The following is a 19,399-nucleotide window of genomic DNA, read 5'->3' as shown; positions in this document are numbered from 1 at the left end:
TTGCGGAGAGCCCACTTCACCCCAGAGCCGAATTCTTGCTGGTCAGGATGCGCTCCCAGGCAAGCGCATCGGCAACGATCTGGTCGAGGTTGTCGCGCTGCGGGGTCCAGCCGAGCTCGCCGCGCGCCAGCTCCGAATTGGCGACGACCGCGGCGGCGTCGCCGGCGCGGCGATCGCCCATCCGTACCTCGAAATCATGGCCGAAGACGCGGCGGACGCTGTCGATGACCTCGAGCACCGAATAGCCGTGGCTGTAGCCGCAATTGGCGACCAGGCTCGATCCGCCGGCACGCAGCCGCTGCAGCGCCAGCCGATGCGCCGCCGCCAGGTCGCTGACGTGGATATAGTCGCGCATGCAGGTGCCGTCCGGCGTCGGATAGTCGGTGCCGAACACCTGCATGAAGGAGCGCTTGCCGAGCGCCGTCTCGCAGGCGACCTTGATCAGATGCGTGGCACCGGGCGTCGACTGGCCGGTGCGGCCCTTCGGATCGGCGCCGGCGACGTTGAAATAGCGCAGCGCCGTATAGCGCAACCCATGGGCAATCGCCGCGTCGCGCAGCATCCATTCGCTCATCAGCTTGGACAGGCCATAGGGCGATTCCGGCGCAAGCCGGGCATCCTCGCGTACCGGCTCCAGGCCGGCGCCGCCATAGACGGCGGCGGTCGAGGAAAAGATGAAATTGGGCACGCCTTCGCGCACCGCGGTCTCGATCAAGGTGCGCGTCTTGCAGGTGTTGTTCTCGTAATAGGCAAGCGGGTCGGCGACCGATTCGGGAACCACGATCGAGCCGGCGAAATGGATGATCGCGTCGACCTTATTGTCGCGGATGATCGAGGCAACCAGTTCCCTGTCGGCGCCGTCGCCGACGACGAGCTTTGCTTCCGGAGCCACTGCCCATTCAAAGCCGGTGGAAAGCCGGTCGAGGACGACGACGCTGTCACCCGTGTCCAGCAATTCCCAGACCATATGGCTACCGATATAGCCGGCCCCGCCTGTCACCAAAACCGTCATCCGCATCCTCGCTATTCATGATTTGTCGGAACTTGTCTCAATCGTCGCCTTACTGGAAAACCTGCCGCCGAGCCATTAGAACCTGCGGTAACCGGTCTCATCGGCGCGTGGCATTGTCCTGAAACAAGATTGATCCACATCAAGGGAATAGGCCACGTTCCGTGGTCGTTAGGAACAGGCTCGGGGCGTGGCATTTTGACCAAAAAGGCCAAGTGGACGACGAATGGGCCAATGACTATGATCGCGCGCAAAATTGGGAAGGCGACATGAACTACCAGCGGTTTTTCGAGGAAGCGATCGACCAGCTCCATGCAGAGCGTCGCTACCGCGTCTTCGCCGACCTTGAGCGTATCGTCGGGAAATTCCCGCGCGCCATCTGGCGCGCCAATGGCCGCGCCGAGGAAATCACCGTCTGGTGCTCCAACGATTATCTCGGCATGGGCCAGCATCCCGACGTCATTGCCGCGTTCCAGAAGGCGGCAGGCAAGATGGGGTCGGGCGCCGGCGGCACCCGCAACATCTCCGGCACCAGCAACCCGCTGGTCGAGCTCGAACTGGAGCTTGCCGACCTGCACGACAAGGAAGCGGCACTGGTTTTCACCTCCGGCTTCGTTTCAAACGAGGCGTCGATCTCGACCATTGCAAAGCTGCTTCCCAATTGCCTGATCATCTCGGACGAACTCAACCACGCTTCGATGATCGAGGGCGTGCGGCGCTCGGGCGCCGAGAAGAAGATCTTCCGCCATAATGACGTGGCACATCTCGAAAGCCTGCTGCAGACGGCCGGCCGCGAGCGCGCCAAGCTGATCGTCTTCGAGAGCGTCTATTCGATGGACGGCGACATCGCGCCGATCAAGCAGATCGTCGAACTCGCCGAGCGTTACAACGCCATGACCTACATCGACGAGGTCCACGCCGTCGGCATGTACGGGCCGCGCGGCGGCGGCATCACCGAGCGCGAAGGGCTGGCCGACCGCATCGACATCATCGAGGGCACGCTGGCCAAGGCATTCGGCACGCTTGGCGGCTACATCGCCGGCAACACTGCGGTGATCGACGCGGTGCGCTCCTATGCGCCGGGCTTCATCTTCACCACGGCGTTGCCGCCGGCGATCGCTGCAGCGGCAACCACCTCGATCCGCCATCTCAAACGTTCGCAGGCCGAGCGCGACGCGCAGCTGCGTCAGGCAACACGGACCAAGCAAGTGCTGGCCGCAGCCGGCCTGCCGGTGATGGAATCGCCTACCCACATCGTGCCGCTTCTGGTCGGCGATCCCGAGCTCTGCAAGATGGCCAGCGACCGCCTGCTCGGTGTGCACGGCATCTATATCCAGCCGATCAACTACCCGACAGTGCCGCGCGGCACCGAGCGGCTGCGCATCACGCCTACGCCGTTCCATTCGGACGCGCTGATTGCTTCCCTGCAGGACGCGCTGGTCGAGACATGGGACGCGTTGGGGATTCCCTACGGTTCGGCCGGCCGGCCTTCAGTAGCCAAGAGCGACCGCGTCATTCCGTTGCTGGTGCCGAAGTCGGGCGGGTGAAGCCCGTTTGAAACTCTACTCGGGCTTCGAGGCAGCTCACACACTCGTCATCCATTTCGCCAGCCGGTGCGCGGCTTCTTCGAGCTGGTCGAGGCGGCGGTGGAAGCATAGCCTGAGGAAGGCTTCGCCGCCGGGGCCGAAGGCGGTGCCGGGGGCCAGGCCGACATTGGCGCGGTCGACCATGTCGAAGGCGGCGGCACGGGATTCGGTGACGCCGTCGACCGCGAAGAACAGATAGAATGCGCCCTGCGGCACGGTGAAGCGCGCCCGGCCGGTTTCGGCAAGAATACCGCAGACCAGGTCGCGCGCCGCCCTCGCCCGCTCCACCTGCTCGACGATGAAGGCATCGCCCTCATCCAGCGCAACGACGGCGCCGCGCTGCATGAACTGGGCAACGCCGGAAGTCGAATACTGGACCAGGTTTTCGAACACCTGCTGCAAGGTAGGATGGATCTTGATCCAGCCGATGCGCCAGCCGGTCATTGCCCAGTTCTTGGAAAAAGAATTGACGAACAGAATGCGGTCCTCATCGGCCATGATGTCGATGAACGACGGCGCGCGGCCGTGGCCGTAATGAAACAGCGAGTAGATCTCGTCGGCGATAATCCACAGACCCCTTTGGCGGGCAAGATCGAGGATCGCCTGCAACGTCTCCTTGTCGGCGGTCCAGCCGGTCGGGTTGGACGGCGTGTTGACAAACAGCGCCTTGGTCCTTGGTGTGATCGCCGCTGCGATCTTGTCGATATCGCAGGACCAGCCATTGCCCGACTGATCGAGCGTGACCGCGACTGGCACGGCGCCTGCGACGCCTGCGGCGGCGGCGAAGTTCGGCCATGCCGGCGACAGGTAGACGAGTTCGTCGCCCTTGCCGGCCACCGCGTCGATGGCCAGCTGGATGGCATGCATGCCGGAGCCGGTGACGATGAATTCTTCGTTGGCAAAAGTCTTGCCGAAATGCCTGGTGTAGTAGCGGGCGAGCGCCTGCCTGAGTTCGGGAATGCCTCTCTGCCAGGTGTAGAAGGTTTCGCCGTCGGCGAGCGCCTTGGCGGCGGCATCGGTGATGAAGGCGGGCGTCGGCAGGTCACCCTCGCCGGCCCAGAGCGGGATCATGCCGTCGCGGCCGCGGCCACGGTTCATGACGGCGACAATGCCGCTTTCAGGCGCCGCCCGAGCCTCGGCGCGCAAGGTATCGATCAAGGTCATGGATAGGTCCGTTTTCGTTTGCTCGACTGCTAGCGTGTTTCAGGGCGGACGAAAACAGAAAACCCCGGCCGCAAGCGACCAGGGTCTTGGTCCAGAAAGTTGCCGCAGGCGCTACTTTCTGGCGAGGAGATCGCGAATTTCGGTGAGCAGCGCGACATCGGGCGGCGGCGGGGCAGCCGGGGCGGCCGGTTTCTCGCGCTCCAGCCGCTGGCGCAGATTGTTCACCGCCTTGACCATCAGGAAGATGATGAAGGCGAGGATAAGGAAGTTCAGCGCCACGGTGATGAAGCTGCCATAGGCGAAAACCGCCCCCTGTTTCTTCGCATCCGCCAGCGATGTGGCGTTAACAGCCGAGGACAAGGGCAGAAAGTAGTTGTTGAAGTCCAATCCGCCCAAAATCGCCCCGATGACCGGCATGATGATGTCGTTGACCAGAGAGTCGACGATCTTGCTGAAAGCAGCGCCGATAATGACGCCGACAGCCAGGTCCATCACATTGCCCCTGGAAATGAATTCCTGAAACTCTTTCAGCATTTGACTCCTCCTTGTCCTGACCGACCGTTCTGCCGTCCGCTCCCCCGGCACCGACCTGCAGGCAGAATAGCAAAAACCTGCGGTTGCAACAGGATCAAAAGCTGGTTTCAGCCGGTCACGATTGCCCGAGGCAGCCGATATAATACGCCAAAAGCCGCGATGGACTTGATCGCCAAGCTGTGATTGCGTCTGATCAAGCCGATCCAAAACCGGCACAGGGAGGAAGTTCGAGGCGTGCAGGGCTGGTTTATCGTCATCATCGCGATTGCCTATGTGACGTTGCTGTTTGCCATCGCCAGCCTGGGCGACCGGCGCTCGACTTCATCCGGCCCCGGCCGCGCCCGGCCCTTCATCTATGCGCTCAGCCTTGCCATCTACTGCACCTCCTGGACCTTCTTCGGCTCGGTCGGGCTGTCCTCCGAGCGCGGCCTCGAGTTCCTCGGCATCTATATCGGACCGGTGCTGGTGTTTGTGTTCGGCTTTCCGCTGCTGCAGCGCATTGTCAGGCTGGCCAAGACCGAGAAGATCACCTCGATCGCCGACTTTCTCGGCGCCCGCTACGGCAAGAGTTTTGCTGTCGCGGCGATCGCCACACTGATCGCGACCATCGGCGCGGTGCCCTATATGGCGCTGCAATTGAAGGCAATCTCCGGCTCGGTCAGCCTGATGGTCGAGCACTATACCGGCGCGCCGCCCTCCTTCGATCCGTTCGTCAGCGACATCTCGCTGGTCGTGGCCATGCTGCTGGCGCTGTTCGCGGTGCTGTTCGGCACGCGCCATGCCGACGCCACGGAGCACCAGGACGGGCTGGTGCTGGCTGTGGCAGTCGAAACGGTGGTCAAGCTCGCCGCCTTCCTGGCGATCGGCCTGATGGTCACGTTCCTGATCTTCGGCGGGCCAGGCGACATGTTCGACCGGCTCGCCGAAAACACGCAGGTGCGCCAGGCGATGGGCTACAACACCTCGCTCGCTACCTGGCTGGTGCTGACATGCCTGAGCGGCTTTGCCATCCTCATGTTGCCGCGCCAGTTCTACGTCACCATCGTCGAAAACCGCAGCGAGGCCGAGCTGCGCACCGCGACATGGGTGTTTCCGCTCTATCTGGTGGCGATCAACCTGTTCGTGCTGCCGATCGCGCTGGCCGGCCTGGAACTGGTCGGCACGAGAACCAGCAGCGATCTCTATGTGCTGTCGCTGCCATTGTTCAGCGGCCATGACGTTCTGGCCATGGCCGCCTTCATCGGCGGCCTGTCGGCGGCGACCGCAATGGTGATCGTCGAAAGCGTCGCGCTGTCGATCATGATCTCCAACGATCTGGTCATTCCTCTGTTCGTGAGGCGATTGCTGCGGACCACGACCTCCGAGAACGAGGACTGGTCGACGCTCATCTTAAATGTGCGGCGGGCGGCGATCTTCGTCATGCTGTTTATCGCCTTCCTCTACTACCGCGAGAGCACCAACAACGCGCGACTGTCCTCGATCGGCCTGATGTCGTTCGCCGCGATCGCGCAGTTCGCGCCGGCAATGATCGGCGGCCTGGTCTGGCGCGGCGCCAACGGCCGGGGTGCCGCACTTGGCATGGTCGCCGGCATCGTCGTCTGGAGCTACACGCTGCTGCTTCCCTCGCTCGTCGCGCCCGATACCGGCATCCTCGTCCACGGCCTGTTCGGCTTAGATGCGTTGCGGCCGCAAGCCCTGTTCGGCACCGTCGCCGAGCCGCTGAACCATGGCGTGCTGTGGAGCCTGTCGATCAACACGCTGTTTTTTGTGTTCGGTTCGCTGTCGCGGGCGTCGGTGCCGCTGGAACGCATCCAGGCGTCGATCTTCGTGCCGCGCGAGGCGGGGCCGCTGCCGAGCCTGCGCCGCTTCCGCACCACCATCACCGTCAACGACCTCAAGGACACGATCGCGCGCTATCTTGGTGTCGAACGGACCGAGCGGTCCTTCCAGTCATTCGAAAAGAGCAGCGGCACTTCACTGCACGGCAACGAGCAGGCCAGCATGGATGTCATCCGCTTCTCCGAGCAGCTTCTGGCCAGTGCCGTCGGCTCCTCTTCGGCGCGGCTGATCCTGTCGCTGCTGCTGCGCCGCAACGACCGCGAATCCAAGGACGCCTTCCGCCTGCTCGACGACGCCACAGAGGCGCTGCAACACAATCGCGACCTGCTGCAGATCGCGCTCGACCAGATGGAACAGGGCATCACTGTCTTCGACCGGGATTTTCGGTTGATCTGCTGGAACCGCCAGTACCGGGCGCTGTTCGACCTGCCCGACGAGATGGGCCAGGTCGGCGTCTCACTCGATCGTATCCTGCGCCACCTTGCCGAGCGCGGCGATATACCGGCAGATCAACGCGTTACCATGCTGAACCGCCTGACCAGCTTCGTCAGCCCGTGGCAGATGGAACTGAAGACCAGCGGGCGCATTCTCGAATTGCGCTCCAACCCGATGCCGGACGGCGGCATCGTCGCCACCTACGCCGACATTTCCGGACGCGTCGAGCAGGATCTGGCGCTTAAGCGCGCCAACGAATCCCTGGAACAGCGGGTGAAGAACCGCACCGCCGAGCTCACCCGCGTCAACGAGGAGCTGGCGCAGGCGCAGATGCTGGCCGAGGAGGCCAATCTCGGCAAGACCCGCTTCCTAGCTGCCGCCGGCCACGACATCTTGCAGCCGTTGAACGCCGCCCGCCTCTATTGCTCGTCGCTGATCGAGAAGACCGGCAAGGGGCCTGCCGGCAAGGCGGCGATGAACATCGAATCGTCGCTGGAATCGGTCGAGACCATCCTCCGCGCGGTGCTCGACATTTCGCGGCTCGATGCCGGCGCGATGAAGCCGGACGATACGACCTTCGGCCTCGACGGGCTGCTGCGCCAGATCGGTAACGACTTCCGGCCGCTTGCCGCCGAAAAGAAGCTCGAGCTCTCGATCATGCCGTCGTCGCTCAGCGTGATGACGGACCGCAATCTGCTGCGCCGCCTGATCCAGAACCTGGTCTCCAACGCCATCAAGTATACGCGCCGTGGCCGTATCCTGGTCGGCGTGCGGCGGCGCGGCGAACTGGCCGAGATCCAGGTGATCGACACCGGCATCGGCATTGCCGGCGACAAGCTGAACACCGTGTTTCGCGAATTCACCCGGCTGGACGAGGGCGCGCGCGAGGCGGAAGGCCTTGGCCTTGGGCTCTCCATTGTCGACCGCATCGCCCGCGTCCTGCGCCTCGAAATCCGGATCTTCTCCAACCCCGGCAAGGGCACACGCTTTTCCGTGCTGCTGCCTGTGGCGGCCGTGCAGGCGCCGCGACGCGAGGCCGAGGCGAAGCCGCCTGCCCGTGCCGCGGCCTCGCTTACCGGGCTCAACGTGCTCTGCATCGACAACGACGCCCGCATCCTCGACGGCATGCGGCTCCTGCTTGAGGGCTGGGGCTGCAGCGTCGACACGCTTTCCGGCGCGGAGGAGCTCGACAGGTCCGGCATGCATCGGCCGGACATCGTGCTTGCCGACTATCATCTCGACAACAGGACCGGCCTCGAATTGATCGCCCAGTTGCGTGCGATCCATGGCGAGGACCTGCCGGCCGTGCTGGTCACCGCCGACCGCTCCAGCGAGGTTCGCGCCGCCGCCGGCAGGCTCGACGTGCCGGTGATCAGCAAACCGCTGAAACCGGCGATGCTGCGCTCGATGATGGCCAGGGTCAGGCCGCTGGCACCGGCGGCCGAATAGGGATCAGCCGGCCGTCTGCAGCGGGTCGCTGCCTATTTTGGACAAAAGGATGACCGCCTGGGTGCGGCTGTCGACGCCGAGCTTCTGCAGGATAGCCGAGACATGCGCTTTGATCGTCGCTTCGGAGACCCCGAGCTCATAGGCGATCTGCTTGTTGAGCAGTCCCTCGGCCAGCATGCCGAGCACGCGCGTCTGCTGTGGGGTCAGCGCCTGCAGCCGCTTGATCAGGTCGGAAATCTCGGGATCGCGCTCGACGCCGAGATCGACCCCGGCGGGTGCCGCGATATCACCTGCGAGCACCGACTGCACCGCATTGCGGATCTCCTCCATGCTGGCCGATTTGGAGATGAAGCCCGAGGCGCCGAGGTCGAGCGCGCGCCTGATCGTCACCGGATCGTCATGCGCCGAGACCACCATCATCGGCACCGCCGGATGGATGCCGCGCAGCGAGATCAGGCCGGAAAGACCGCTTGCCCCCGGCATCGAGAGATCGAGCAGCACCAGATCGACATCCTCATTGGCCAGGACCAGCGCCTTGGCGCTTTCGAAATCGCCGGCCTCGTGAATGGCGGCAACGTCTCCGATGCCCGCGAGTGCCTCCCTCAATGCACCGCGAAAAAGCGGATGATCGTCGGCAATGACGAATGTGTAGCCCAACGGTGATATCCCTCCCCGAATCCCGTTGGCGATTTTCCGCCTTGCAGGATATGAACGATCATAACGCCAAGCCTGCTGTTCGGCGTGGCCGGCTTGCTATTCCCGCCCCAGGTCTTTTTGCGAATTGCCTAGGTCTTTTGCGAATTGGGCTTGGCGCCGTCTTCGTCCTTGTCCATGTCCTTGACGATGTCCATGAAGCTACGCAGGAAGCGCTCCATGTAACCCATCGTCTTGTTGAAATCCTCCTCGCTGGGCAAAGTCGATTCGAGACGCGCGGCAAGCGAATTTTCGAGCTTGGCGACACGTTCGTCGAGCGCCTTCACCGAATTTTGCAGGCGGTCGACCTCATCCTGGAAGGCGGCACGTTCGTCGGCCGCCGTCTTGCAGACAAGCTGACCGGAGCGTTCCTCGCAGAGCGACATGGCGCCGGTTTGCGTATCCATACGGACATAGCCATTGGCCGATTTTTCCAACCGGTAGCGATCGGCTTCCTCGGAAAAGGCCGACGCCGCTATAAGCGAGACCAGTGCTGCGGGGATCAAGACGTGTTTCAGACGCATGTTTTCCTCCATGAGCCAGTCAGCGCAATCTATCACAGTTTGCGCCTGAAATGGGGACGAACCTGAAATGGGGAAGAACACGGGCCTGCCCTTCCCCGCGTGGTCGGTTCGGACTATAGCGCAACCATGTCCGAGATCATCTACAAGATAGTTCCCGAGGCGCTTTGGCGCGAGGCCGAAAGGGAAGGCCGATTCACCGGCGCGCCGATCGACGTCGCCGACGGTTTCATCCATTTTTCCGCCGCCGGCCAGGTTCGGGAAACGGCGGCCAAACATTTCGTCGGCCAGGGCGGGTTGCTGCTGGTCGCCGTCGACGGCGCGCGCCTTGGCGATGCGCTGAAATATGAGGTCTCGCGCGGCGGCGCCTTGTTCCCGCATCTCTACGACGCACTCGGCCTCGATGCGGTCGTTTCGGTGCAGGCATTGCCGCTCGGCGCCGACGGGCAGCATGAATTCCCGGCGCTGGAGGCCGAATGAGCGCGCTCGGCCAGATCGGCCAGAAACTGCTGTTCACGCTCGATCCGGAAACCGCGCATGGACTGTCGATCGCCGCGCTGAGATGCGGGCTGCCGGTCGCCGGTCGTCCGCCGCAGGACAACAGGCTAAAGGTCAGCCGTTGCGGACTCGATTTCCCGAACCCGCTCGGCATGGCGGCGGGTTACGACAAGAATGCCGAAGTGCCGGACGCGCTGCTCGGCCTCGGCTTCGGCTTCGCCGAGGTCGGCACGATCACGCCGCTGCCGCAGGGCGGCAATCCGAAGCCGCGCATTTTCCGGCTGCCTTCGGACGGGGCGGTGATCAATCGGCTGGGCTTCAACAATGAGGGCCACGACGCCGCGGAAAAGCGCCTTGCCGCCCGCATGGGCCGTGCCGGCATCGTCGGCGTCAACATCGGCGCCAACAAGGACAGCACCGACCGCGTCAGTGACTATGAACGCGGCGTGGTCCGGTTTGCGCGATATGCCAGTTATCTGGCAATCAACATCTCCTCGCCGAACACGCCGGGCCTGCGCAACATGCAGGCACGCGAACAGCTTGGCGAACTCCTGTCGCGTGTCATGGCCGCGCGTGCGGCAGCATCCGCGAAACCACCCGTCTTCCTCAAGATCGCGCCGGACCTGGTCGAGGCCGAGTTGGAGGACATCGCCGCCGAGCTCACCGAGAAGCAGATTGACGGCCTCATCGTCTCCAACACCACGATCGCGCGATCCGGCCTGCGCAACGCCGGCCTTGCCGGCGAGGCCGGCGGTCTTTCGGGGAAACCCTTGTTCGAGCGCTCGACCATCGTGCTGGCAAGGATGCGAAAACTGCTTGGCCCGGATACCACTATCATCGGCGTCGGCGGCGTTGATTCCGCCGAGACGGCCCTGGAAAAGATCCGCGCCGGCGCCGATCTCGTGCAGCTCTATACCGGCATGATCTATGCTGGGCCCGCGCTGCCGGGGCGCATTCTTTCCGGCATGGCCCGTTTCATGGACAGTCAAGGGCTGAAGTCGCTGCGCGAGCTTCGCGACAGCCGCCTCGATCAATGGGCGGTGAAACCGCTTTAGCGATCAGTTAAAGGCGGTGCGCACCCGCAGCCGCAATATGGCGAGCAGGCTGAAGCCGCGTACCAGCAGGAAGACATGCAACGCCGCCCACAAGCCGTGATTGCCGAAGGCCGGCACCAGAATCAGCAGGGCGGCGCTGAACGACAGGAACGACACCAGCATCATGTTGCGCATGTCGCGCGACCATGTTGCGCCGATGAAGACACCGTCCATCTCGAAAGCCAGCACGCCGCTGAGCGCGGTGAACGCCGCCCATGGCAAGTAGATGTCGGCAATGGCGCGAACGTCCGTCGAGGTCGTGATCAGGGCGACGAGATCGGTGCCCTCCAGCAGGAAGAAGAGCGTCGCCGCGCCCGCCAGACCGAGCCCCCAAAGCAGCGTCAGCCGCACCGCCTGGTTAAAGGCGGTGGCGGCGCGCGCTCCAATGGCGCGGCCGGCGAGCTGCTCGGCGGCAGTGGCGAAACCGTCGAGGAAATAGCCGGCAACCAAGAAGAGGTTCATCAGCACGGCGTTGGCGGCCAGCGTCAGCGTGCCGAACTGCGCGCCTTGGCGCGTGAACAGCGCAAAGGCGGCGAGCAGCGAAAAGGAGCGGATCATGATATCGCGATTGAGCGACATCATGCGCAGGAATGACGGCAAATCGAGGACGCGGTGGCGCGGCAGCGTGGGCGCTGCCCAAAAGCGCCGGCCGACAATGGCGAGACCAAGCAGCATGGCGACGAATTCGCCGGTGACCGTTGCCCAGGCAACGCCGGCAACGCCCCAGCCGAGCTCCAGGCCAAGCAGGAAGCAGAGGGCGATGTTGATGCCGTTCAATATCAATTGCAGCATCAGCCCAAGCCCGCCCTCGCCGCGCCCAAGTACGTAGCCAAGGATGGCGTAATTGATCAGCGAGAACGGTGCTGCGAGCATCCTGATGCGGATATAGACGTCCATCGCCGCGCTGACGCGCGGTTCGGCGCCGATGAACCATTGCCCGGCGGCGGAAACCAGCGGCGCAAGCGCGGCAAGCACGACGCCGGCGACGACCGCGATCAGCACGGCGCGCCAGAACACCGCCTGCTCCTCCAGCGCATCGCCGCGCCCGAAGGCCTGGGCGACGAGGCCGGTGGTGCCGGAGCGCAGGAAATTGAAGGTGGTGAAAACGACGTCGAAGATCAGGGCGCCGGCCGCCAGGCCGCCGAGAAGGGCGGCGTCGCCGAACTGCCCAACCACCGCCGTGTCGACGATTCCGAGCAACGGCGTCGTCAGATAGGCAAGCGTCATCGGCACGGCGATGGCGAGCACCGAGCGGTTGGTGACGACGAAGGCCCTGGCTTCGGTGGCGTGGGCTTCGGTGGGTAAAGCCTGCTCCAAACGCGTGTTGCTTCCTGTTGCGGCTTGATCGGCTGGCCGATGTGCCCCAATTTGCGGACCTCGCGCAACCATCCACCCCGCTATGGTCAACCGAAACCCGCCTCTGGCGCACCGCCCGTTCCATGCCCTTACAGATCGTTCATCATCCCGACTACGACGCCGGCTTCGCCGTCAACCACCGCTTCCCGATGAGCAAATATCCGCTGCTGATGGATGCCTTGCGGGCGCGCGGCCTGGCGCAGCCCGAAGCGCTCAACATGCCGGAGGCGGCGCGGCCATCATGGCTGAAGCTTGCCCACGCGGCAGACTATGTCGACCAGGTGCTTGCCTGCGAAGTGCCGGTGAGGATCGAGCGCGAGATCGGTTTCCCCATTGGACAGCGGGTTTCGCTGAGGGCGCAGCTCGCAACGGCCGGCACGGTGCTGGCAGCGCGGCTGGCCTTGCTGAACGGCATCGCCTGCAACACCGCCGGCGGGAGCCATCATGCGCGGCGCGCGCAAGGCGCCGGCTTCTGCACCTTCAATGACGTAGCCGTTGCCGCGCTGGTGCTGCTCGCCGAAGCTGCTGCCCAAAACATCCTGGTCGTCGACCTCGACGTGCATCAGGGCGACGGCACGGCCGACATCCTGGGCGACGAGCCGGGCGTGTTCACCTTCTCCATGCATGGCGACCGCAACTACCCCGCGCGCAAGATCGCCTCCGATCTGGACATCGCCCTGCCCGACGGAACCGGCGATGCAGCCTATCTGAAGCGGCTGAACGCCATCCTGCCGGAGCTGTCGGCGCGAAGGCGCTGGGATCTCGTCTTCTACAATGCCGGCGTCGATGTCCATGTCGAGGACCGGCTCGGCAGGTTGTCGCTCACGGATAACGGGCTGCGCGCCCGCGACGATATGGTGATCCGCCATTTCCGCACGCTCGATATCCCGGTGTGCGGGGTCATCGGCGGCGGCTATTCGGCGGATGTCGCAGCACTCGCCGCACGCCACGCCATCCTGTTCGAGGTGGCTGCGGAATACGCCTGAAATTCACTTCCTGAAATTGACGATCCTGAGCAGGATGAAGGCCGGCACGACGATCGCAGCACCGAGCAGGATGTAGCCGAGGAAACGGTCGATGGCGTGGAAGCCCAAATTCCACAGGTCGATGAAGAATTTGCGGATGCCGTAAAGCACGTCCATCGGCGACCAGCCGAAGGCATTCATGACCAAGCCGACGAGGAACGACACCACAAGCAGCTTCAGGATCACCCGGAGCGGCGTATCGCCGAGAAAGCGGTTCAGTGCGGACAAGGCCTGTCTCCACAGTCGGGTGCCGCGATTCGGGCACATGCCCAGAAATACGCAGTTGACAGCCCCGCATCAAGCCGAGCCCTCAAACCGGATTGCGCATCGGCGCCGGGCCATGATATCGGAGGAACAGCGCGGGTATGATGTAATGGTAGCTTGTCAGCTTCCCAAGCTGAACGCGCGGGTTCGATTCCCGCTACCCGCTCCAGCTTTTGCCCCAGTGCATTGCACTTGTTTTGGCCAGTTGAAAACCAGCGGACTTACAGCCAGTTTTTTGCAACCCGGCTGGCCGCCTTTCATCTGTTTGGCCGATGTACCGGTTCCTGGAATATTTCACATTGAGGGTCGGCGGGGCCTCGAATGACCCCAACCGGAATGTCTACCCTTTGCCCGCTGGCTTCTGCTGGCGGGCTTTTTTGAGCATCCTCGGTATTGCCAACGTGCACCGGCGCCGCTCGGGGCCACGGAATGCGCCCCGCTACTCGCTCCAAGCCTCAGCCCACCTCTCGCAAAATGAAATCGTGCAGCATCTTGGCTGCCGGCGACAGCGCGCGGTTCTTCACCGTGATCAGGCTGTAGGGTCTGACCTCGATGTCGAACTCGGTCTGGACAACATCGATGGCGCCGGCCAGGCCTTCCGGGTTCTGGATGAACTTCGCGACCTGGATCGAAACCGGCGCGATGGCGTCGGATTGCGCGACCATGACCAGAGTCAATAGCAGCGAGCTGGTATTGAGGATGCGGTCCGGCAACGCGATGTTTCGGTTCAGAAAGTTGCTCTCCATCGCCTGGCGCAGCGGCGAGCCGCCCGACTGGAAAACCCAGTCATAGGCGGCGGTGTCTTCCAGCCGCACCACCTTGCCCTTGGTCAGCGGGTGGCCGCGGCGCACGATCAGGCAGGCCTTCTCGACGCCGATGACGCGGGCTTCGAACAGCCGCGGATTGAGGTCGTCGGGGATGCGGGCGATGATGAAATCGTGGCGCGAGGCGATCAGCTCGCGCGCCAACACGTTCGAGGTCTCGACCTGCATGGTGATTTCGATGCGCGGATAGAGGCGCCGGATCTCGCGGATCGCCGGTACCGCCAGCTCGATCGCCGGTGCTGTTACCGCCCCCAGGAACACCGAGCCGCCCTTGCCCGCCTTGAGCTCGAAAATCTCACGGTCGACCTCGCGCATCTCGAGCAGGATCGATCGCGCGCGCCGTGCCAACGCCTTGCCATAGGGCGTCAGCGTGATGCCGCGCGGCAGCCTTTCGCAGAGCTTGACATCGAGCACGGCCTCCATCTCGGCGATCATGCGCGAGGCCGCCGGCTGCGAGATGTTCATGACCTGGGCCGCGGCGCTCACCCGGCCGTGCTCGTCGAGCGCTGCGATCATGCGCATGTGACGCAGGCTCAAGCCGCTGCGCAGCAAGGTTCCGCCATCGCCCGGGATTTCATCGTAACCGGCTGATATTCCGCCAGGATTTCGCAGCGCTGCCATGATTTTTCCCTACTCGCACGCCCGCCGCCCCGGCAAAATCCGGCAGCGTCGTCACTAGCCTAAGCCATATCAGTCTCGATATAGCAACCATCAAAGATCGCATTTGACAGTTATGGCAAAGCGACACACCCTTCGCGCGTCCTGAGACTTGACGATCGGTGACGAGGGAAAACTCGTATCGATTGAACCCAGAGTTTCGGGGCCGATTGGGAGGATACCGGAGATCGATTGACGGCAGCGGCGCCTTTGGCGCTCCTGCACGATTGCGCGGCCCACGAAACCCAAGGGTACGCGTCCATCAACCAGGGAGAGTTAATGTGAAGATTATCAAGACACTGGCCGCCGTCGCGGCCCTAGGCATCGCGGCCATGACGCTGCCGGCGCAGGCTGGCGAAGGGTTGATCGGCGTGCTGATGCCCACCAAGACCTCGCAGCGCTGGATCAACGACGGCGACGCCGTCAAATCCCAGCTCGAGGCTTTGGGCTACACTGTCGACCTGCAATATGCGCAGGACGACATTCCGAACCAGCTCAGCCAGCTGGAAAACGAAATCACCAAGGGACCGAAGGCGCTGATCATCGCTTCGATCGACGGCACCACGATGGGCGATGCGCTGCAGAAGGCCAATGACGCCGGCGTTGTCGTCGTCGCTTACGACCGCCTGATCAAGAAGACGCCAAATGTCGACTACTACACCACCTTCGACAATTTCGGCGTCGGCGTCATCCAGGCCAAATCGCTGCTCAAGGGCCTCGGTTATCCCGAGAAGAAGGGACCGTTCAACATCGAGCTGTTCGGCGGTTCGCCGGACGACAACAACGCGTTCTTCTTCTATAACGGCGCCATGTCGGTTCTTCAGCCGCTGATCGACGACAAGACCCTCGTCGTGAAGTCCGGCCAGATGGGCATGGACAAGGTCGGCACGCTGCGCTGGCTGGCGGCAACCGCCCAGGCCCGCATGGACAATCTGCTCTCCGCCAACTACTCGGACGGCAGCCGCGTCGATGGCGTGCTCTCGCCCTATGACGGCCTGTCGCGCGGCATCATCGCTTCGCTACGCGCCGTAGGCTACGGCACCGCCGATCAGCCATGGCCGATCGTCACCGGACAGGACGCCGAGACCGCCTCGGTCAAGGCGATCATCGCCGGCGAACAGTATTCGACCGTGTTCAAGGACACCCGCGAACTCGCCAAGGCGACGGTCGAACTCGTCGATAAGGTGCTCTCTGGCGGCAAGCCGGAAGGCCTCGACACCACGACCTACAACAACGACGTCAAGGTCGTTCCCTCGATCCTGTTGACGCCGCATGACGTCGACAAGTCGAACTACCAGGCGCTGGTGGTCGACTCCGGCTACATCAAGGCTGAAGAACTGAAGTAATCGCGGTTACAAAGCCTGGGGTCCTGCGCAGGCAGGGCCCCTTTTCGTTGGCGAGCCAGCCCGGTATTGTTTGCGGACCTCGCAGGAGTGGTATTCTCAATGGCATCGACGATTTTGGAGATGCGCGACATCACCAAGACGTTTCCCGGCGTCAAGGCGCTGTCGAACGTCAAGCTCATGGTCGAGGAAGGCGAGATCCATGCCGTGGTCGGCGAGAACGGCGCCGGTAAGTCGACGCTGATGAAGGTGCTGTCGGGCGTGTATCCGTCCGGCACCTACGACGGCCAGATCATCTATCGCGGCGACGAGTGCCATTTCAAAGGTATCCACGACAGCGAGCGCAAGGGCATCGTCATCATCCACCAGGAGCTTGCGCTGGTGCCGATGCTGTCGATCGCCGAAAACATCTTTCTCGGCAACGAGCACGCCAGATACGGCGTCATCGACTGGAACGCCAACGAGGCGCGCACCAGCGCCCTGCTCAAGAAGGTCGGCCTCAAGGAAGACCCCAACACGCTGATCACCAATATCGGCGTCGGCAAGCAGCAGCTGGTCGAGATCGCCAAGGCGCTCAGCAAGGAAGTGAAGCTGCTCATTCTCGACGAGCCGACGGCGAGCCTGTCCGAAAAGGACAGCCAGGCGCTGCTCGATCTGCTGCTCGAATTCAAGCGGCAGGGCATCACTTCTATCCTGATCTCGCACAAGCTCAACGAGGTGAACCGGGTCGCCGACAAAGTCACCATCATCCGTGACGGCCGGACCATCGAGACGCTGGCCAAGAAGGACATCTCGGAGGACCGCATCATCACCTCGATGGTCGGCCGTTCGCTCGACGATCGCTATCCGCCGCGCGAGCCGAACATCGGCGAGACCGTTCTCGAAGTGAAAAACTGGTCGGTCTACCACCCCATCCATGCCGAGCGGCAGGTCATCAAGGGCATCAACCTCAACGCCCGCAAGGGCGAAGTGGTCGGCATTGCCGGGCTCATGGGCGCCGGCCGGACCGAGTTTGCCATGAGCCTGTTCGGCCGGTCCTACGGCCGCCGCATAACCGGCGAGGTGTTCCTCAACGGCAAGCCGATCGACGTCTCTTCGGTGAGCAAGGCGGTGGAACACGGCATCGCCTACGTTACCGAGGACCGCAAGACTTACGGTCTCAACCTGATCGACCACATCAAGCACAACATCACGCTGGCCAATCTGCCCGGCGTGTCGCGCCACGGCGTGATCGACGATTTGCGCGAGCTTTCGGTCGCCAACGATTATCGCGGCAGGACCAATATTCGCGCCTCGAGCGTCTACCAGATGACCGGCAACCTTTCTGGCGGCAATCAGCAGAAGGTGGTGCTGTCGAAATGGCTGTTCGCCAATCCGGAAGTGCTGATCCTCGACGAGCCGACACGTGGTATCGACGTCGGCGCCAAATATGAAATCTATACGATCATCGCGCGTCTCGCCTCCGAGGGTAAGGCAATCATCGTCATCTCGTCGGAAATGCCCGAACTGCTCGGAATCACCGACCGCATCTACGTCATGAACGAAGGACGCATCGTCGGCGAAATGGCGGCAAGCGACGCCAGCCAGGAAAAGATAATGCGCGCCATCGTCCGCGGAGAAGGAAAAGCATCATGAGCACCGAAAGCGCTCCCGGGCCGCAGACCGGCGTTGCCCAGGATCTACAACAGGGACCTCGCATTGCCGTCTCGGCGCTGATCACCAATCTGCGCGAATACGGGTTGGTGCTGGCGTTGATCGCAATCATGGTGTTCTTCCAGTTCACCACGTCCGGAACGCTGTTCAAGCCGGTGAACCTCAGCAATCTCGTGCAGCAGAACAGCTTCATCATCGTGATGGCGCTGGGCATGCTTCTGGTGATCGTTTCGGGTCACATCGATCTCAGCGTCGGCTCCGTCGCCGGCTTCATCGGCGCGCTGGCGGCGATGATGATGGTCATCTGGCCGCTTGGCCCATTGAGCAATCCGCTGGTGGTGTCGATCATCTGCCTGATCGTGGGTGGCGCAATCGGCGCGGCACAAGGCTACTGGATTGCCTATCACCGAATACCGAGCTTTATCGTCACGCTGGCGGGCATGCTGATCTTCCGCGGCATCTGCCAGGCGCTGCTCGGTGGCGGGTCCTCCGTGGGGCCGCTTCCCGTCGGCTTCAAGGCGCTCAGTTCCGGCTTCATTCCGGACCTGATCGGCCCATTGACGCTGATACCGCCAACCGTGAACGCCGCCGGCAAAACCATTGTCGGCAGCGGCCTCACGCTGCACCTGACGACGATCGTGATCGGCCTCGTCGCCGTGCTCGCCTATGCCTATTTCGGGCTCAGGGCACGGCGCACCCGCGAGAAGCATGGCTACGAAGCCGAGCCCTTCTCGCTGTTCGTCGTCAAGACCCTGGTGATCAGCGCGCTGGCGCTGTTTCTCGTCTACCAATTCGCCACCTACAGGGGCCTCCCCATCGTTCTCATGGTGATGGGCGTGCTGATCGCGTTGTTCGTCTTCGTTACCAAACGCATGACGATCGGCCGCCGCATCTATGCGATGGGCGGCAATGCCAAGGCAGCCCAGCTATCGGGCATCAAGACCGAACGGCTGACGTTGATGGTGTTCATCAATATGGGCGTGCTGTCGGCACTCGGCGGCCTGATTATCGCAGCGCGCCTGGGGCAGGCTGTGCCGGCGGCCGGCCTCGGCAGCGAGCTCGACGTCATCGCCGCGGTGTTCATCGGTGGCGCTTCGGCGATGGGCGGCGTCGGCCAGGTCATCGGCGCGGTGGTCGGCGGCTTCATCATGGGCGTCATGAACAACGGCATGTCGATCATGGGCGTCAATGTCGACTGGCAGCAGGTGGTCAAAGGCCTGGTGCTGCTCGGCGCCGTCGTCTTCGACGTCTACAACAAGAACAAGGCTTGAGAGGCAACCAGGAGGCATACGGGTCACATCGCGGCGCTGCCGGGCGACGCAAAGAAGTCCCTCGAGGGACCTGATCCGCGAGCGCAATCCGGACGAAGAATTTCAACCGAGGCGCGGACAACGGTCCGAGCCGCGCTGGGCAGGGTTTGCCAAGAAAGGCACGCCAAGCCCGCAATTCAGAGAG

The 19,399-nt window shown here is 63.2% G+C and carries 16 protein-coding genes and 1 tRNA gene; 9 read left to right on the top strand and 8 right to left on the bottom strand.

The features are described 5' to 3' along the window. Window positions 1–16 precede the first annotated feature (16 nt). Window positions 17–1,012 carry a UDP-glucose 4-epimerase GalE gene (gene galE, locus NKI79_RS06475; protein ID WP_352800539.1) on the bottom strand — a complete coding sequence of 332 codons (996 nt, stop codon included), beginning with the start codon at window positions 1,010–1,012 and terminating at the stop codon, window positions 17–19. 266 nt (window positions 1,013–1,278) lie between these two features. Here galE and hemA point away from each other — a divergent pair, with 266 nt between their 5' ends. Next, the gene (hemA, locus tag NKI79_RS06470; protein ID WP_254816350.1) at window positions 1,279–2,556 is read left to right on the top strand and encodes a 5-aminolevulinate synthase; all 1,278 of its coding nucleotides are present in this window, start codon (window positions 1,279–1,281) and stop codon (window positions 2,554–2,556) included. A 36-nt stretch (window positions 2,557–2,592) separates the two neighbouring features. On the opposite strand, the gene NKI79_RS06465 is transcribed toward hemA, so the two are convergent. Both NKI79_RS06465 and mscL read right to left on the bottom strand, forming a co-directional pair. Continuing rightward, window positions 2,593–3,759, bottom strand: coding sequence for a pyridoxal phosphate-dependent aminotransferase (locus NKI79_RS06465; RefSeq protein WP_352800537.1), 1,167 nt, complete (start codon window positions 3,757–3,759; stop codon window positions 2,593–2,595). Window positions 3,760–3,870: 111 nt separating this feature from the next. Beyond that, window positions 3,871–4,293, bottom strand: a complete 423-nt coding sequence (mscL, locus tag NKI79_RS06460) for a large conductance mechanosensitive channel protein MscL (RefSeq protein ID WP_352800611.1) — start codon at window positions 4,291–4,293, stop codon at window positions 3,871–3,873. A gap of 234 nt (window positions 4,294–4,527) precedes the next feature. Between mscL and NKI79_RS06455 the strand changes: the two genes are divergently transcribed. Continuing rightward, window positions 4,528–8,016 carry a hybrid sensor histidine kinase/response regulator gene (locus NKI79_RS06455; RefSeq protein WP_352800535.1) on the top strand — a complete coding sequence of 1,163 codons (3,489 nt, stop codon included), beginning with the start codon at window positions 4,528–4,530 and terminating at the stop codon, window positions 8,014–8,016. A 3-nt stretch (window positions 8,017–8,019) separates the two neighbouring features. On the opposite strand, the gene NKI79_RS06450 is transcribed toward NKI79_RS06455, so the two are convergent. Both NKI79_RS06450 and NKI79_RS06445 read right to left on the bottom strand, forming a co-directional pair. Next, window positions 8,020–8,682: a response regulator gene (locus NKI79_RS06450; protein WP_473556440.1), complete on the bottom strand. Its 663-nt coding sequence runs from the start codon at window positions 8,680–8,682 to the stop codon at window positions 8,020–8,022. 119 nt (window positions 8,683–8,801) lie between these two features. Continuing rightward, on the bottom strand, window positions 8,802–9,233 hold the full coding sequence (locus NKI79_RS06445) for a hypothetical protein (protein WP_352644304.1): 432 nt from the start codon (window positions 9,231–9,233) through the stop codon (window positions 8,802–8,804). A 126-nt stretch (window positions 9,234–9,359) separates the two neighbouring features. Between NKI79_RS06445 and NKI79_RS06440 the strand changes: the two genes are divergently transcribed. Continuing rightward, window positions 9,360–9,710: a DUF952 domain-containing protein gene (locus NKI79_RS06440; RefSeq protein WP_352800533.1), complete on the top strand. Its 351-nt coding sequence runs from the start codon at window positions 9,360–9,362 to the stop codon at window positions 9,708–9,710. Then, window positions 9,707–10,783 (top strand): quinone-dependent dihydroorotate dehydrogenase, encoded by a 1,077-nt coding sequence (locus tag NKI79_RS06435; protein WP_352800532.1) that lies wholly within the window; start codon window positions 9,707–9,709, stop codon window positions 10,781–10,783. Before NKI79_RS06440 ends, NKI79_RS06435 begins: the two co-directional genes overlap by 4 nt. Window positions 10,784–10,786: 3 nt before the next feature. Here the strand turns inward: NKI79_RS06435 and NKI79_RS06430 are convergent, their stop codons facing one another. Continuing rightward, a complete protein-coding gene (locus NKI79_RS06430) occupies window positions 10,787–12,049 on the bottom strand; it encodes an MATE family efflux transporter (RefSeq protein ID WP_352800609.1) in 1,263 nt (420 codons plus the stop codon). Window positions 12,050–12,261: 212 nt separating this feature from the next. On the opposite strand from NKI79_RS06430, the gene NKI79_RS06425 reads away from it, so the two are divergent. Continuing rightward, complete coding sequence (locus NKI79_RS06425; protein WP_352800530.1) at window positions 12,262–13,164, top strand: histone deacetylase family protein; 903 nt, start codon at window positions 12,262–12,264, stop codon at window positions 13,162–13,164. A gap of 3 nt (window positions 13,165–13,167) precedes the next feature. On the opposite strand, the gene NKI79_RS06420 is transcribed toward NKI79_RS06425, so the two are convergent. Continuing rightward, window positions 13,168–13,470 (bottom strand): DUF6460 domain-containing protein, encoded by a 303-nt coding sequence (locus NKI79_RS06420; RefSeq protein WP_352800528.1) that lies wholly within the window; start codon window positions 13,468–13,470, stop codon window positions 13,168–13,170. Between the two features lie 92 nt (window positions 13,471–13,562). Between NKI79_RS06420 and NKI79_RS06415 the strand changes: the two genes are divergently transcribed. Beyond that, window positions 13,563–13,636, top strand: a tRNA-Gly gene (locus NKI79_RS06415). Window positions 13,637–13,922: 286 nt separating this feature from the next. Here the strand turns inward: NKI79_RS06415 and NKI79_RS06410 are convergent. Then, entirely contained in the window at window positions 13,923–14,912 is a 990-nt protein-coding gene (locus NKI79_RS06410) for a LysR family transcriptional regulator (RefSeq protein WP_352475919.1), read from the bottom strand. Between the two features lie 317 nt (window positions 14,913–15,229). Between NKI79_RS06410 and chvE the strand changes: the two genes are divergently transcribed. From chvE to mmsB, 3 genes are all read left to right on the top strand, one after another. Further along, window positions 15,230–16,294, top strand: coding sequence for a multiple monosaccharide ABC transporter substrate-binding protein (gene chvE / locus NKI79_RS06405; protein ID WP_254816339.1), 1,065 nt, complete (start codon window positions 15,230–15,232; stop codon window positions 16,292–16,294). A 99-nt stretch (window positions 16,295–16,393) separates the two neighbouring features. Then, the gene (gene mmsA / locus NKI79_RS06400; protein ID WP_254816338.1) at window positions 16,394–17,926 is read left to right on the top strand and encodes a multiple monosaccharide ABC transporter ATP-binding protein; all 1,533 of its coding nucleotides are present in this window, start codon (window positions 16,394–16,396) and stop codon (window positions 17,924–17,926) included. Next, entirely contained in the window at window positions 17,923–19,215 is a 1,293-nt protein-coding gene (gene mmsB, locus NKI79_RS06395; protein WP_352800526.1) for a multiple monosaccharide ABC transporter permease, read from the top strand. The genes mmsA and mmsB overlap by 4 nt, the downstream gene beginning before the upstream one ends. Window positions 19,216–19,399: the final 184 nt, after the last annotated feature.

Source organism: Mesorhizobium sp. M0340 (assembly GCF_040321535.1).
In the GTDB taxonomy this organism is placed as follows: Bacteria; Pseudomonadota; Alphaproteobacteria; order Rhizobiales; family Rhizobiaceae; genus Mesorhizobium.
This window is presented reverse-complemented; position numbering and strand designations above follow the sequence as displayed.

What these genes read in the sequence shown, in the direction of transcription:
- mscL (WP_352800611.1), bottom strand. Translation starts at nt 4,293, where the DNA reads ATGCTGAAAGAGTTTCAGGAATTCATTTCCAGGGGCAATGTGATGGAC.
- mmsA (WP_254816338.1), top strand. Translation starts at nt 16,394, where the DNA reads ATGGCATCGACGATTTTGGAGATGCGCGACATCACCAAGACGTTTCCC.
- NKI79_RS06445 (WP_352644304.1), bottom strand. Translation starts at nt 9,233, where the DNA reads ATGCGTCTGAAACACGTCTTGATCCCCGCAGCACTGGTCTCGCTTATA.
- NKI79_RS06435 (WP_352800532.1), top strand. Translation starts at nt 9,707, where the DNA reads ATGAGCGCGCTCGGCCAGATCGGCCAGAAACTGCTGTTCACGCTCGAT.
- NKI79_RS06425 (WP_352800530.1), top strand. Translation starts at nt 12,262, where the DNA reads ATGCCCTTACAGATCGTTCATCATCCCGACTACGACGCCGGCTTCGCC.
- galE (WP_352800539.1), bottom strand. Translation starts at nt 1,012, where the DNA reads ATGACGGTTTTGGTGACAGGCGGGGCCGGCTATATCGGTAGCCATATG.
- NKI79_RS06420 (WP_352800528.1), bottom strand. Translation starts at nt 13,470, where the DNA reads ATGTGCCCGAATCGCGGCACCCGACTGTGGAGACAGGCCTTGTCCGCA.
- NKI79_RS06430 (WP_352800609.1), bottom strand. Translation starts at nt 12,049, where the DNA reads ATGACGCTTGCCTATCTGACGACGCCGTTGCTCGGAATCGTCGACACG.
- hemA (WP_254816350.1), top strand. Translation starts at nt 1,279, where the DNA reads ATGAACTACCAGCGGTTTTTCGAGGAAGCGATCGACCAGCTCCATGCA.
- NKI79_RS06410 (WP_352475919.1), bottom strand. Translation starts at nt 14,912, where the DNA reads ATGGCAGCGCTGCGAAATCCTGGCGGAATATCAGCCGGTTACGATGAA.
- NKI79_RS06465 (WP_352800537.1), bottom strand. Translation starts at nt 3,759, where the DNA reads ATGACCTTGATCGATACCTTGCGCGCCGAGGCTCGGGCGGCGCCTGAA.
- mmsB (WP_352800526.1), top strand. Translation starts at nt 17,923, where the DNA reads ATGAGCACCGAAAGCGCTCCCGGGCCGCAGACCGGCGTTGCCCAGGAT.
- NKI79_RS06440 (WP_352800533.1), top strand. Translation starts at nt 9,360, where the DNA reads ATGTCCGAGATCATCTACAAGATAGTTCCCGAGGCGCTTTGGCGCGAG.